Genomic DNA, 14446 nt, shown 5'->3' on the forward strand with positions numbered 1-14446 from the left:
GGATGTATGACTGAAATTTTTGGCGTGCCCATACAAGCGTTGATGGGGCAACTCATGCTTGGCTTGGTGAATGGCTCTTTCTATGCCATCTTGTCGTTGGGGTTGGCCGTGATTTTCGGCATGCTCAACATCGTCAACTTTGCGCATGGTGCGCTTTACATGGCGGGCGCTTTCTTTGCGTGGATGCTGCTCAACTATGCGGGCATCAATTACTGGATGGCCTTGGTCATTGCGCCTATCGGTGTGGCACTGATTGGCGTGGTGATTGAAAAAACCATGCTGCGTTGGCTGCATCAGCTCGACCATTTGTATGGCTTGCTGTTGACCTTTGGTTTGGCGCTCATTCTGGAAGGTATCTTCCGCGAGTTTTATGGCTCATCAGGCTTGCCTTATGAGTTGCCAGATGTCTTCCGTGGCGTGTTTGATTTGGGTTTCATGATGTTGCCCAAGTACCGCGTGTGGGTGATTGTGGTGTCCATCGTTGTGTGTTTTGCGACTTGGTACGTGATTGAAAAAACCAAGCTCGGTGCTTACCTGCGTGCGGGCACAGAAAACCCCAATATGGTCAAAGCCTTTGGCATCAACGTGCCCCTGATGGTCACCTTGACCTATGCCTTTGGTGTGGGCTTGGCTGGTTTGGCAGGTGTGATGGCCGCACCGATTTACCAAGTGAGCCCGTTGATGGGTTCCAACATCATCATCGTGGTGTTTGCCGTGGTGGTGATTGGCGGCATGGGTTCTATCTTGGGCGCCATCGTCACCGGCTTGGGGCTGGGCCTGGTTGAAGGCCTGACCAAAGTGTTTTTTGCAGAAGCGTCGACGACTGTGGTGTTTGTCATCATGGCGATTGTGTTGTTGATCCGACCAGCAGGTTTGTTCGGGCGGGAGAAATGATGAGCAAACGTTTGATTTACGGCGGCCTGCTGTTGGCCCTTTTGGTCGCGCCGTTTGTGGGCTACCCCATGTTCTTGATGAAGGTGCTGTGCTTTGCTTTGTTTGCGAGCGCCTTTAACTTGTTGATTGGTTTCACGGGTTTGCTGTCGTTTGGTCACGCCATGTTTTTTGGTTTTGCGGCCTATGTGTCGGGCCATGCCGCCAAAGTGTGGGGCATGACGCCTGAGCTCGCCGTGTTGGCCGGTACCTTGAGTGCAGCATGCATTGGTTTGTTCACAGGTTGGTTGGCGGTGCGCAGGCAAGGTATTTATTTTGCGATGGTGACCTTGGCATTGGCGCAAATGATTTACTTCTTGTGCGTTCAGTCGCCGTTCACGTATGCAGAAGACGGCATTCAAAGCATTCCACGCGGCAAGTTGTTTGGTGTGTTTGATTTGAGCAGCGACACCAGCATGTACTACGTGGTGCTGGCCATTTTTGTGGCGGCCTTTGCGTTGATCTATCGCGTGGTGCATTCGCCCTTTGGGCAAGTGTTGAAGTCAGTGCGCGAGAACGAGCCACGTGCTTTGTCTTTGGGCTACAACGTGGACCACTACAAATTGGTGGCGTTTGTGTTGTCTGCGGGTTTGGCTGGTTTGGCGGGCGCCACCAAAGCCATTGCATTTGGCTTGGCCACGTTGACCGATGTGGGCTGGCAAATGTCGGGCGAAGTGGTGTTGATGACATTGCTGGGCGGCATGGGCACCATGATTGGGCCATCTGTGGGCGCGGCCATCATCATCACGATGGAAAATTATTTGGCCAGCCTCGGCTCGTGGGTCACCATCATCATGGGTTGCACCTTTGTCACCTGTGTGTTGGTGTTCCGTCGCGGCATCGTGGGTGAGATTGAGCACCGCTTTGGCGGCAAGAAGGGCTAAGTAGCCCAGATACGGATCAGTGTGCGACGCGATCTGCGTCGTCGCACAGCTCATCCAACACCAGCGCATCAGGCTCTAGCCCGATGCTCCAGTACACCATCAGCACAATGATTTTCAGGTCGTCCAAGTCCATGGGATGACCCGGGATGGCCATGGCGCGGTCCAACACGATTTCGCGCATGTGAGGCGACAGCACATCGGACGATTCGAGGAAATTGATGAAGCCCAAGCACTCGGCGCCCAAGTGGTCTTGCTCGGCCACCGAGTACACGCGCATGCTGTGGGCGGATTCGGTGTGGTGTTCGCGTGCAGATTGGCTGATGTCAATCAGCTCAGTTTTGTGCGACGCCAAGTTCAGCTCGTCGAGCCATGACAAAGCTTGTTGGATGTCTTCTAAGTTAAAACCTACGGCGTTGAGTTTGCGGCCGAGCTGCTCTAGCTCGGGACACGCATCGCCTCGCCAATAGTTTTCATAGACGAATACAAGCACTTCAAACATGAAACCAATATACCTGTTTTTTGTTTCTGTCTTGCCCACAAACATCGGTGTTCACCCTGATCAGGTCATGGCCAAACGTTGAAACAAACCACCAGGCAATCGACCTATTGCACCGTCTAACTCTAGCGTGAGCAATTGCGCTTGCAGCGTGGCGGTGTCTTGCCCACTGCGCGTTTGCAAGGCATCCAAGCTCACGGGCCCATAGCCCATGTGAGTGAGCAGTGGATGTTCTGCAGGGTCAGAGGTGGTGTCATCGTCTGCCCCCAATGCTTGGGCAAATAGATTCACTTGTTGTTGCGGTGCAAGTTGCAACTCCTCCAACACGTCGTGTGCGTTCTCTACCAACTTCGCCCCTTGGCGAATCAGCGCATGGCAACCGTGTGATTGCGTCGCATGGATAGAACCCGGAATGGCCAACACATCGCGGTTGAGGTCGAGTGCCATCTTGGCGGTGATGAGCGAACCCGATTTCAACGCGGCCTCCACCACCAAGGTGCCGAGGCCCAGTGCTGCAATCAGACGATTGCGCTTGGGAAAATTGTGCGCGAGCGGTGCAGTGCCCAACAAGTATTCGCTGATGACCAAACCGTTGCGTGCAATCTCATTCGCCAGTGTTTGGTGTTGACGCGGGTACACGCGGTCTAGGCCCGTACCCACGACGGCCACGGTGTGCCAATGCTGTGTGTGTGCGGATCCACCATCGCGAACTTCGCCACCACGCAATGCCCCTTGATGCGCGGCGCCGTCCACCCCGAGCGCCAAACCCGACACCACACACAAGCCCGCTGCGCTGAGTGCTTCGCCAAACTGCTCTGCCGTTTGTGCGCCTTGCGGTGTGGGATTTCGACTACCCACAATGGCCACGGCGTTGCCCAAGGTGCGCTGGGTTTGGCCTGCCACATAAAGCATCAGCGGTGGGTCTGCCAGTTGCAGCAGTTCGGGTGGGTAGTGCATATCGCCCAAGGTCCACAGCGCGTGGGTGTATGTGTCGGGTTGGTGCATCAGCCACTGATGGGTGCGCACGCATTGCACAGCCAATTCGTTGGGCACCGTCAACAAGGCTTGCGCTTGCTTCGGCGTGGCCACTTGGCGCAACGCGGTTTCGGTTTGTTCAAACACCGCTTGCGGGCTGCCAAAGCAAGCCAGCAGTTGGCGTGCGGCATCGTTGCCCACGCCGTCGGTCATGCTCAAGCGCAGCCATGCGCGTAACTCGTCTTTGTCCATGTGCCCCTCCTACTGAATGAAGAATTCATTGTCAGAACGGGTGTCGCTGGCGTGCACGGCCAGCAGTCGAAAACTTCTCAAGTGCTTTAAAGTCCAACCATGACAAGCAAAGGATGCGTATGACCCGCTGGCTCCATCGAATGTTCAAAGCCGTGTTTTGGCTGGTGCTGTCGCTTGCAGCAGGTTTGGGGCTGTGGGTGTTCCATACCCAGCCGATGTATGACGGGCAACTCAGAAGCGAAGGCTTGAAAGCGTCGGTCAACATCAAGCGCGATGCGGCCGATGTGGTGCACATCTTGGCGCAAAGCAACCGCGATGCCGCGTTTGCTTTGGGCTTTGCGCATGCGCAAGACCGCAGTTGGCAGTTGGAGTTCAACCGCCGTGTGATGCACGGTGAGCTGTCAGAAATTTTGGGCGAAGCCACGCTGCCCACCGATAAGCTCATGCGCACTTTGGGTTTGATGCACGTGGCGCAAAAGCAGCTCGACCTGTTGCCTGTTGATGTGCGTGAACACTTGCAGGCCTATAGCGATGGCATCAACGCGTTTCATGCCAACCGCCCACAAGGATTGCCACCTGAATTTGCGCTGCTGCGCACGCAGCCGGGTGGTGACAAAGGCGTGGCGTGGCAACCGGTCGACAGCGTGGCGTGGTCGTTGGTCATGGCGCTGGATTTGGGAGGCAACTGGGGGAACGAGTTTGCGCGTCTGGTGGCCGCGCGCAAGTTGAGCACCGAACAGTTGTGGGACCTGTACCCGCCTTATCCCGGCGAGAAGCCCGCTTCTGCCGTGGACCTCGCCAAGCTCTACCGTGACTTGGGCGTGTACAAAAATGACGCAGCCTTGCAAACGTCGTTTTCATTGCCTGTCATTGGCGAGCCTGGGTTTAACGAAGGCCGTGGCAGCAACAACTGGGTGGTGGCTGGCTCACACACCACCACAGGCAAACCGCTGTTGGCCAACGATCCGCACTTGGCCTTGAGCGCGCCGGCCATTTGGTACTACGCCCATTTGCAAACCCCCGATACCGATGTGATTGGTGCCAGTTTGCCCGGCTTGCCTTTCGTGGTGCTGGGCCGCAACGCGCATGTGGCTTGGGGCTTCACCAACACTGGGCCGGATGTGCAAGATTTGTATTTGGAACACATCGACCCAAACAACCCCGCGCGCTACAAAACCCCCACGGGTTGGCAAGCGTTTGACACACGCACCGAGACCATCGCCGTCAAAGGCAAACCCGCTGTGACCCATGTGGTGCGCAGCACACGTCATGGCCCTGTGATTAGCGATGCACAAGCCTCACACGCAGAAGTGATCGATGTGTCCCGCTTTGTGTTGGCCTTGCGCTGGAGTGCTTTGGATGCCGACAACCGCACCTTGGTGGGCGGCCTCAAAGCGCAACAAGCCAAAAGCGTGGCTGACTTGTTGAAGGCGTATGGCGACAACCACTCGCCCACCCACAACATCGTCATGGCGGACACCCAAGGCCACATCGCCTACAAGGCCGCAGGTCGCGTGCCCGTGCGCAGCGCTGCCAACGACATTCGTGGCGTGGCCCCCGCCCCGGGTTGGGATGCGCGTTACGACTGGATGGACTGGGTGGCTTATGCCGACATGCCTGCCGATGACGGCAAAAAAGGTTGGGTCGCCACGGCCAACCAGCGCATCACGCCGCCTAACTATCCCCACTACTTGGGTCAAGACTGGAACACGCCGCATCGCTTTGACCGCATTGAACAAGTGCTCAAAGCCAAGCCCAAACACAGCTTCAAAGACATGCAGGCGTTGCAAAACGACACCGTGTCCTTGTCCACATTGACCTTGTTGCCTGTGCTCAAAGCCACCCCATCGCAACACCCATTGGCCGCGAAAGCGAAGCAAACCTTAGATGGTTTTGATGGCCGCATGGATGCAGACCAAGCCGCACCACTTGTCTTTGCGGTGTGGGCCGATGAACTCACGCGTGGTTTGATCGAGCCAAAGCTGGGTGCCGATGTGTTCAAAGCGCAATACGGCAAACGCCACTTCAGGTTGTTGCTGGAAAAAGTCATGCAACAACCCAATAGCCCTTGGTGCGCGCCCAAGACATGCGCCGAGCAATCCACCGCCGCCCTAGACCGTGCGCTGGACCGAATTGCCGCGAAGCAAGGCAATACCCCCGCCCGCTGGGATTGGGGTGACGAGCATGTGGCACTCAGCACACACAAGCCCTTTGGCCAAGTGCCCGTATTGCGCGATGTGTTCAGCGTGCGTGTGCCTTCGGATGGCGACATGTTCACCGTCAACGTGGGCCAGTATTGGGCGAATGAAAAGTACCTGCCTTTTGCCAATCGCCATGCGGCATCACTGCGTGTGGTGTACGACCTGTCAGACCTGGAGCAATCGCAGTTCATTTACCAAACCGGCCAAAGCGGCTTGGTCTGGTCGGACAACTACAGCAACATGAAAAAAGAATGGGTCACAGGCAAATACCGCCCTCTGCGTAGCAAGCCCGATGCGTGGGTGCATGAGCTGGTGTTGAATCCTTAGTCGCGGAAATGGGTACAAGAACCGGAGACAATATTGCTATGCCCAAGTTAGACATCCTCCGATTCCCCGACCCCAAGCTCCACACCGTCGCCAAGCCCGTCAAAGAGATTGACGCGCGCATCAAGACCTTGATTGCCGACATGCTGGAAACCATGTACGACGCCAATGGCATCGGCCTAGCCGCCACACAAGTGGATGTGCACGAGCGCTTGGTGGTGATTGACACCTCTGAAGAGCGCAACGAAGCCATGGTGCTCATCAACCCTGAAATTACTTGGATGGGTGACGAGCGCGTCAAAGGTGACGAAGGCTGCTTGTCGGTGCCCGGTATTTACGACGGCGTGGAGCGCGCCACGCATGTGAAGGTGAAAGCCCTCGACGAGCATGGCAAAGAACGCACCATCGAAGCCGAAGGTTTGCTGGCCGTGTGCATTCAGCACGAACTCGACCATTTGATGGGCAAAGTGTTTGTGGAATACCTATCGCCTTTGAAGCGCAATCGCATCAAAACCAAATTGCTCAAAGCTTTGCGTGACGATGAGTGATTCGTTGCGCGTCATCTTTGCCGGTACGCCTGAATTTGCGGCTGAGGCCTTGGCCAAAATTTTGGCCGCTGGCCACACCGTGCCCTTGGTGCTGACCCAGCCCGACCGCCCTGCCGGTCGCGGCATGAAACTGCAAGCCTCTGCCGTCAAGCAATTGGCTGTGCAACACAACATCCCTGTGGCGCAACCCTTGAGCCTACGCCTAGACGGCAAATACCCAGACGATGCAGCCGCTGCACAAGCAGCAATTGCCGAAGCTATTTCGAAACATAAGGCCGACGTGATGGTGGTGGCCGCCTATGGTCTCATCCTGCCGCAGTGGACCTTGGATGCGCCGCGCTTGGGCTGCCTGAACATTCATGCATCGCTCTTGCCACGCTGGCGCGGTGCTGCGCCGATTCACCGCGCCATTGAGGCGGGGGATGCGCAAACCGGCGTGGTCATCATGCAAATGGACGCAGGCTTAGACACCGGCGACATGCTGCTGACCGACGTGCTCGACATCGCCGCAGACGACACCACCGCCAGCCTGCACGACCGCTTGGCTGACATGGGCGGCGCTTTGGTGGTGCGTGCGTTGGCCGATGCACAAGCGGGCAAGTTGCAGCCGCGCAAGCAGCCCGAGGCTGGCATCACCTACGCCCACAAAATTGAAAAGGCCGAAGCCGCGGTGGATTGGCAACAGTCCGCCGAGACGATTGGCCGACGCGTGCGTGCGTTCAACCCATTTCCCGCCGCATCAGCGCAGCTGGGTGCAGACGTTATCAAACTGTGGCGCGCCACAGTGGAAGGCACCGCACACCATAAGCCAGCAGGCACCGTGCTGAGCGCTGACGAGCACGGCGTGCGCGTGGCCTGCGGCGAAGGCGTGTTGTGCATCACCGAGCTGCAACGCGCAGGCGGTAAACGTCTGAACGCCGCCGACTTTTTGCGTGGCTTCCCGATCACCGCTGGCCAATGTTTTGAGCCTCACGCGGCTCACAAAGTTGTCTGATGTTTTGGCAACGCAAACTCTACCAACACCCTGAGTTCAAACTCGGCGTGCGTGACCTCGCGCCACAAGCCTTCGGGCAAATTGCGTGGGCATTGATGACGGGCGTGGCTTTGGTCAAGTCGGGCATGAGCGTGTTTGAAGCCGTATTCATGACGCTGATCGTGTACGCCGGTAGCTCGCAATTGGCGGCTACGCCACTCATCGTGGCAGGTGCGCCTGCATGGGTGGTGCTGGCTGCGGGCTTTTGTGTGAATTTGCGCTTTGTGGTGTTCAGCTTGCACATGCGTGGCTACCTCATGCATTTGCCGCGGTGGCCGCGCATCGTGACGGGCTACTTCAACACAGACCCCACCTATGTGTTGTTCACCCGTCGTTTCGCGCACCCTGCCAACACTGACGAACTGCGCCACACGCAAGAAGCCTACTTGGCCGGTTTGAGTTTTGCCAACTGGACCAGTTGGATTTCGTGCAGTTTGTTGGGCATTGCTTTGGCCAACGCCATTCCCACGTCATGGGGCTTGGGCTTTGCGGGCATTTTGTGTTTGTTGGGCATTCAATGCTCATTGGCTAGCTCGCGTTTGCGCGTGTTGTCGGCCATCGTCGCTGGCATCGCGGCGGTGCTGGCGTATGCCTTGCCTTTGAAACTCAACATCGTGTTGGCCATTCTCATGGCGGTGTTCGCATGCTTGATGGCCGAGCAGCTCAAGGCCGCGAAAGAGAGGCTGACATGAGCAGCACCGACTTGAACGTGACCGACGCATGGACCTTGTGGGTCATCGTGGGCCTGGCCATCATCACCGTAGTCACGCGCAGCTTTTTCTTTTTAAGCAACACCGAATGGCACTTGCCCCACTGGGCGCAACGTGGTTTGCAATACGCACCCATTGCTGCCTTGTCGGCGGTGGTGGTGCCCGAGATTGTGATGACGCAAGGCGAGTTGATTGCCACTTGGCAAGACGCCCGTATCTTTGCCGCAGCGGTGGGTGTAGCGGTTTACTTTGCCAAGCGCAATGTGTTGCTGACCATCGTGTTGGGTATGGGCGTTTACTTGCCCTTGCACTTGGGGCTTGGCTGGTAATTAGCCGCGCACAAAAAGTGTGACGAGTTCGTCAGGCCCCACTTGGCGGCTCCAGTGGCCGTGCACCTTGGCATCAAACGTAACGCCTGCAGGCAACACATCGGCTGAGTAAAAGTGTTCGCCCGGGCCAAAGACGCGTGACGTGCCGTCCTGCAAAAAGATTTCCATCTGACCTTCCAACACAAACAACCATTGCGGGTTGTCGGTGCAATGAAAGTCGCTGCGAAACCCCACAGGGCTGCGGCGCAGCTGCATACCGCCGCTGGCCATGAGAGGCGACAACCGCGCTTGTGGTTTGCCTTCGGTGAGTTCCACCGTTTCTTCGCGGAAGCGTGCGAAGCCGTCGGTGTCGGTGAAGAGGATGACTTTGTTAAAAATTGGATTCATAGGGCGCTACTTTAGCGCGCCGCCGGCAATGCGTGTCTTTCGCGCACGAGACAATGAATGCTTGAGTTAGACGCCAGCTTGTTCACAATCAAGGCATTACACAGGAGCATCCCCATGAGCAAAGTAGCAATCGTCACAGGCGCCAGTTCTGGCATTGGCAAAGCATGCGCATTGGCGTTGTTGACCGAAGGTTGGAAAGTGGTGTTGGTGGGGCGTCGTGCGGACGCGTTGCAAGCCACCGTGCAAGCGGCGGGCGCGAATGCAGGCAATGCGCTGGCTGTGCCCTGCGACGTGAGCAACGAGGACGATGTGGCCAAACTGTTTGAGCAGGTGCGCGTGAACTACGGCCGCTTGGATTTGTTGTTTAACAACGCGGGCATCTTCTTGCCCGCCACCATGCCCGGCGATTTGACGGGTGAAGACTGGCGTAGGTCGGTAGACGTGAATTTCAATGGCGCGTTTTATTGCCTCTCGCACGCGTTCAAGTTGATGAAAGATCAGAGCCCACAGGGCGGTCGCATCATCAACAACGGGTCGATTTCTGCACATGCACCGCGTCCAGGTTCTATCGCCTACACGGCCACCAAGCACGCCATCACGGGCATGACCAAAGCTGCGTCGTTGGATGGCCGCGCGTTTGACATTGCGGTGGGCCAGATTGACATTGGCAACGTGGCCAGCGACATGACCGAGAAGTTTGCTGCTGGCGCTTTGCAGGCCGACGGCACTGTGAAGCCCGAAGCTCGCATGGACATGCAAGGCGTGACCGACACCTTCATGGCCATGGCGCGTTTGCCGCTGACCGCCAATGTGCTGTTTATGACGGTCATGGCGACCAAGATGCCGTTTGTGGGGCGCGGTTAAACCACTCAGTTGGCCGCCAATTTGGCGCAAGGCTGAACTTTTAGAATAGCGGTAGTTTTTAACTTTTCCGCTTACATCCATGAACGTCATTCGCTTCTCTGATTTGTGCGCCAACGGCTCGGCCAAAGGCAAACGTGTTTTCATCCGCGCCGACCTCAACGTGCCGCAAGATGACGCAGGCAACATCACCGAAGACACCCGCGTGCGCGCCTCTGTGCCCGCGATCGAAATGGCGCTCAAGGCCGGTGCGGCTGTGATGGTCACGTCCCACTTGGGCCGCCCCATCGAAGGCGAGTTCAAGCCCGAAGATTCATTGGCTCCTGTGGCCAAGCGCTTGGGCGAGTTGCTTGGCCGCGATGTGCCGCTGGTGGCTAATTGGGTGGACGGCGTGAAGGTCGAACCAGGCCAAGTGGTGCTGCTCGAAAACTGCCGCGTGAACAAAGGCGAGAAAAAGAACAACGACGAATTGGCCCGCAAGCTGGGTGCGCTGTGCGACATTTTTGTGCACGATGCGTTTGGTACATCGCACCGCGCCGAAGGCACCACCTACGGCATCGCGCAATACGCGCCCGTGGCCTGTGCAGGCCCCCTGTTAGCGGCTGAGATTGACGCCATCACCAAAGCCTTGGCCAACCCCAAACGCCCATTGGCCGCCATCGTGGCGGGCAGCAAGGTGTCCACCAAGCTGACCATCCTCAAGAGCTTGGCTAACAACGTGGACCAGCTCATCGTGGGTGGTGGCATTGCCAACACCTTCATGCTGGCCGCTGGCTTGAACATCGGCAAGAGCTTGGCCGAGCACGATTTGGTGAATGAGGCCAAAGCTGTGATCGACATCATGAAAGCACGCGGCGCAGAGGTGCCAATCCCCACCGACGTGGTGACCGCTAAGACCTTTGCCGCTGATGCAGTGGCCACCGTCAAGAAAGCCACCGACGTGGCCGACGACGACATGATTTTGGACATCGGCCCAGAGACCGCCACCAAGTTGGCCGAGCAGCTGATGAAGGCCGGCACGATTGTGTGGAACGGCCCTGTGGGTGTGTTTGAATTTGCCGCGTTTGGGAACGGCACGAAGACCATTGCGCACGCCATTGCCGAATCGAGCGCGTTCAGCATCGCAGGTGGCGGCGACACCTTGGCTGCCATTGCCAAGTACGGCATCGAAAAACAAGTGGGCTACATCTCTACCGGCGGCGGCGCTTTCTTGGAAGTGCTGGAAGGCAAGACCTTGCCAGCGTTTGAAATTTTGACCAAGCGCGCTGCGGGTTAATTACCAAGCACAAGCAAACGAAAACAACTGCCGGCTCATGCTGTCTTGGCTCACAGGGCGCCATCCCTCGGGAACAGGGAGTGACTTGATGGCAGGGCCGTTGCCCATCTTGTTGGGATGGCTGGTGGCGCTGAGGGTTTTGTACTTGCCTTCGGTGCAGTCGTAGTCGATGTTGGACTTGACCGATTGCTGGCCTGTTTTATCAGGGCTCGTCAGGTCGTACACCACCCAAACACGGCGGTTGTAACCCAGCTTGCTGATGGCGCTGGAGTCGATGTAGACGGTGGCCACTTCATTGCGCGTGACCGTCACCCACATGGCGTGAGACGCTGCAGAGGCAACGGCCAACAAAAGCAAAACGATGAGTTTCATGGGTGAGAAGCGTACAAGAAAAAGCCCCGCAAATTCGTGTGAACTTGCGGGGCTTTGAATCTGGCGATGGCGATTAGGCTGCTTTCATGGCACGAGGGCTTGTGACCTTGCCTTCGTATGTCATCCAGCTGTCCGTTTTGAAGTCATACAGCTTGCAGTCGCGGGCGGTTTGCACATACCAGCTCCAAGAGAAAGGCTGAACGATGATGCGTTCTGGCAGCAACTCTTCGAGTTTGCTTTGCGCTTGCTTCAACTTGTACAGAGGAATGCTCATGTCCAAGTGGTGCGCGGTGTGCTCCATGATGTGGTGCATCAGCGCGCCGATGTTGAATGGGAAGGTCAAGTGCACGGTGGTCGACACAAAAGGCGAAGCCTTTGACCAGCCGGTGCGCTCCTCGTGCCAAGACACGTCCACATGGGTGTGGTGCACGTACACCACGAAACCAATCATGGTCACCCAGAAGAAGAATGGAATGATCACGCCCATCAGTAAGATGTAGCCAATGGTTTGGCCTGTGGCCACTGCGGCCCAAGCCATGACAGCCACCCAAGCAGCGCCAAAGCCAGTGATGAGCCAGCAGTCTTTTGTGAAGATAGGGCGGCGTGTAGGCATGTTCTTTTCGTTGGGGAACACCATCTTGTTCCACCAGATTTCGATCATGTAGTACAGGCCAGGTGCCCAGCCGCTGCGGTACACGCGGTCTTTGAGCTTTTGCATGGGGCTCAGCGCTTCAAACTCTTCGGGGGTGTAAGGGGCCCACACGAAGTCGAAGTTTTTGAGGTTGGTGTAACCGTGGTGCACCACGTTGTGGCCGATGTCCCACAAGCTGTAGGCGGTCAACGAGGGCAAGAAAGCAATGCGGCCCAACCACTTGTTGAGGTTGCGGTGCGGTGTGAGGCTTTGGTGGCAAGCATCGTGGCCCAAGATGAACAAGCGGCCAATCACAAAGCCTGCGACGCAGCCGCACAGAAGCTTGGCCCACCATGCGTCAAAGTACACGGTGCCTGTCAACAGTGCTGCCCACAGCACGTAGTCGACGACGAGCATGACAATAGCCAGCGCTGTGGTGCGCTCAGCCAAAGGAATCAGCCACTCGCGCATGACTTTGCGGTGTGGCATGGGTTCGCCGGGAAGGATCGGTTGGATATGTGTGGTCATAGGAATTGAATCTTAGGTGGCCTGCGAAGATGCGCACTGATTTGCATCAACTGTTCACGCCATTATCGCTGCATACGCCAAAAAAGAGGGTGTTTACCCGTTGGTGGGTCAAGGCCATCGGTTAAAAAGAGACAAAAAGAATTCGTTCTTAAGGCCCTTAACCCTGCAACCCCATGCGCTGGGGCGCTTGAGGCGTGCAAGAATGAAACAAACAAAACACATACGGAGACAAAGAATATGGCACGTCACGCGACCAAAATTGTTGCTACTTTAGGCCCAGCTTCCAGCGACCCTGCATTGCTTGAAGCCATGATTCGCGCCGGCGTCAACGTGGTGCGCCTTAATTTCAGCCACGGCAAAGCTCAAGACCACATCGATCGCGCCCGTTTGGTGCGCGAAGCCGCAGCCCGTGCAGGCCGCGAAGTGGCCATCATGGCCGACCTGCAAGGCCCAAAAATCCGCGTGGGCAAGTTTGTCGATGGCAAGGTCATGCTGGAAAACGGCGCGAAGTTTGTGCTCGATGCCTCACGCACCGAGCCCGGCGATTTGCAAGGCGTGGGCCTTGACTACAAAGAGCTGCCACGCGATGTGAAGCCCGGCGATTTGCTGTTGCTCAACGATGGCTTGATTGTGTTGACCGTCGAAGCCGTGCGCGGCGAACAAGTGCACACCACAGTGAAGATTGGTGGCGAGTTGTCGAACAACAAAGGCATCAACAAACAAGGCGGCGGCTTGACCGCGCCTGCGTTGACCGCCAAAGACATGGAAGACATCAAAACCGCGATGAGCTTCCAAGCCGACTACCTTGCCGTGAGCTTTCCCAAAAACGCCACAGACATGGAAATGGCGCGCCAACTGGCCAACGTGGCTGGCGCTGAGTACAAACACAAGCCGGGCTTGATAGCCAAGATTGAACGTGCTGAGGCCATCCCGCTGCTCGACGAAATTTTGCGTGCCAGCGACGGCATCATGGTGGCGCGAGGCGACTTGGCGGTAGAAGTGGGCAACGCAGCAGTGCCTGCGCTGCAAAAACGCATGATCAAGCTGGCACGTCAGCACGACAAGGTGGTGATCACCGCCACGCAAATGATGGAGAGCATGATCACCAACCCTGTGCCCACTCGCGCCGAGGTGAGTGATGTGGCCAACGCCGTGATTGACGGCACAGATGCCGTCATGCTCAGCGCCGAAACTGCCGCAGGCAAGTACCCGCTGGAAACCGTGGAAGAAATGTCCAAAATTTGCGAGGCCGCCGAGGCTGCCGAGGACGTAGAACTGGACGCTGATTTCAAAGGCCAAACCTTCAACCGCATTGACCAAACCATTGCCATGGGGGCGCTCTTCACGGCACACCACTTGGGCGCCAAAGCCATCGTGGCCTTGACCGAGTCGGGCTCCACCGCGCTGTGGATGAGCCGCCACCGCATTCACATCCCTATTTATGCGGTGACCACCAAGGTGGCGTCGCAACGCCGCATGGCCTTGTTCCGCAATGTGCGCCCTTTGTTGATGGACACCAGCGCTGACCGCGATACCGCTCTCGCGCAAGCTGAAGCGCACTTGAAGCTGCGCGGCATCGTGGATGCGGGCGATGTGTACGCCATCACCTGTGGCGACCCGATGGGCACGCCTGGCGGCACCAACATGCTGCGTATTTGCGAAGTTCGTTAATGGGGGTAACTGCGGCCTTTAAAATTGTCAGCAGTTAC

The 14446-nt window shown here is 57.1% G+C and carries 15 protein-coding genes; 10 read left to right on the top strand and 5 right to left on the bottom strand.

Features of this window, described 5'->3' with window-relative positions; translation table 11 throughout:
* The first annotated feature begins 6 nt into the window (after positions 1-6).
* Positions 7-894: a branched-chain amino acid ABC transporter permease gene (locus C5F52_RS21555; protein ID WP_104800424.1), complete on the top strand. Its 888-nt coding sequence runs from the start codon at positions 7-9 to the stop codon at positions 892-894.
* Positions 894-1814, top strand: coding sequence for a branched-chain amino acid ABC transporter permease (locus C5F52_RS21560; RefSeq protein WP_104800563.1), 921 nt, complete (start codon positions 894-896; stop codon positions 1812-1814). Before C5F52_RS21555 ends, C5F52_RS21560 begins: the two co-directional genes overlap by 1 nt.
* Positions 1815-1830: 16 nt before the next feature.
* Here the strand turns inward: C5F52_RS21560 and C5F52_RS21565 are convergent, their stop codons facing one another.
* Entirely contained in the window at positions 1831-2313 is a 483-nt protein-coding gene (locus C5F52_RS21565; RefSeq protein WP_104800564.1) for a DUF494 domain-containing protein, read from the bottom strand.
* 60 nt (positions 2314-2373) lie between these two features.
* Entirely contained in the window at positions 2374-3537 is a 1164-nt protein-coding gene (gene dprA / locus C5F52_RS21570; protein ID WP_104800425.1) for a DNA-processing protein DprA, read from the bottom strand.
* 119 nt (positions 3538-3656) lie between these two features.
* Here dprA and C5F52_RS21575 point away from each other — a divergent pair, with 119 nt between their 5' ends.
* The 5 genes from C5F52_RS21575 to C5F52_RS21595 are packed head-to-tail and all read left to right on the top strand — an operon-like array spanning position 3657 to position 8682.
* Positions 3657-6065 (top strand): penicillin acylase family protein, encoded by a 2409-nt coding sequence (locus C5F52_RS21575; protein ID WP_104800426.1) that lies wholly within the window; start codon positions 3657-3659, stop codon positions 6063-6065.
* A gap of 38 nt (positions 6066-6103) precedes the next feature.
* Positions 6104-6610 carry a peptide deformylase gene (gene def / locus C5F52_RS21580; RefSeq protein ID WP_104800427.1) on the top strand — a complete coding sequence of 169 codons (507 nt, stop codon included), beginning with the start codon at positions 6104-6106 and terminating at the stop codon, positions 6608-6610.
* A gap of 4 nt (positions 6611-6614) precedes the next feature.
* Positions 6615-7604 carry a methionyl-tRNA formyltransferase gene (gene fmt / locus C5F52_RS21585; protein WP_104800565.1) on the top strand — a complete coding sequence of 330 codons (990 nt, stop codon included), beginning with the start codon at positions 6615-6617 and terminating at the stop codon, positions 7602-7604.
* Positions 7604-8335, top strand: a complete 732-nt coding sequence (locus C5F52_RS21590) for an AzlC family ABC transporter permease (RefSeq protein WP_104800428.1) — start codon at positions 7604-7606, stop codon at positions 8333-8335. The genes fmt and C5F52_RS21590 overlap by 1 nt, the downstream gene beginning before the upstream one ends.
* On the top strand, positions 8332-8682 hold the full coding sequence (locus tag C5F52_RS21595) for an AzlD domain-containing protein (protein ID WP_236657960.1): 351 nt from the start codon (positions 8332-8334) through the stop codon (positions 8680-8682). The genes C5F52_RS21590 and C5F52_RS21595 overlap by 4 nt, the downstream gene beginning before the upstream one ends.
* Here the strand turns inward: C5F52_RS21595 and C5F52_RS21600 are convergent, their stop codons facing one another.
* Complete coding sequence (locus C5F52_RS21600) at positions 8683-9069, bottom strand: hypothetical protein (protein ID WP_104800429.1); 387 nt, start codon at positions 9067-9069, stop codon at positions 8683-8685.
* A gap of 114 nt (positions 9070-9183) precedes the next feature.
* Here C5F52_RS21600 and C5F52_RS21605 point away from each other — a divergent pair, with 114 nt between their 5' ends.
* Positions 9184-9933 (top strand): SDR family oxidoreductase, encoded by a 750-nt coding sequence (locus C5F52_RS21605; protein WP_104800430.1) that lies wholly within the window; start codon positions 9184-9186, stop codon positions 9931-9933.
* 79 nt (positions 9934-10012) lie between these two features.
* Positions 10013-11206, top strand: a complete 1194-nt coding sequence (locus C5F52_RS21610) for a phosphoglycerate kinase (protein WP_104800431.1) — start codon at positions 10013-10015, stop codon at positions 11204-11206.
* On the opposite strand, the gene C5F52_RS21615 is transcribed toward C5F52_RS21610, so the two are convergent.
* Both C5F52_RS21615 and C5F52_RS21620 read right to left on the bottom strand, forming a co-directional pair.
* Positions 11207-11578 (bottom strand): surface-adhesin E family protein, encoded by a 372-nt coding sequence (locus tag C5F52_RS21615; protein ID WP_104800432.1) that lies wholly within the window; start codon positions 11576-11578, stop codon positions 11207-11209. It lies immediately after the preceding gene.
* Between the two features lie 73 nt (positions 11579-11651).
* The gene (locus C5F52_RS21620; RefSeq protein WP_104800433.1) at positions 11652-12737 is read right to left on the bottom strand and encodes a fatty acid desaturase; all 1086 of its coding nucleotides are present in this window, start codon (positions 12735-12737) and stop codon (positions 11652-11654) included.
* Positions 12738-12974: 237 nt separating this feature from the next.
* On the opposite strand from C5F52_RS21620, the gene pyk reads away from it, so the two are divergent.
* On the top strand, positions 12975-14408 hold the full coding sequence (gene pyk / locus C5F52_RS21625; RefSeq protein ID WP_104800434.1) for a pyruvate kinase: 1434 nt from the start codon (positions 12975-12977) through the stop codon (positions 14406-14408).
* The last annotated feature ends 38 nt before the right edge of the window (positions 14409-14446 follow it).

Source organism: Limnohabitans sp. TS-CS-82 (assembly GCF_002943475.1).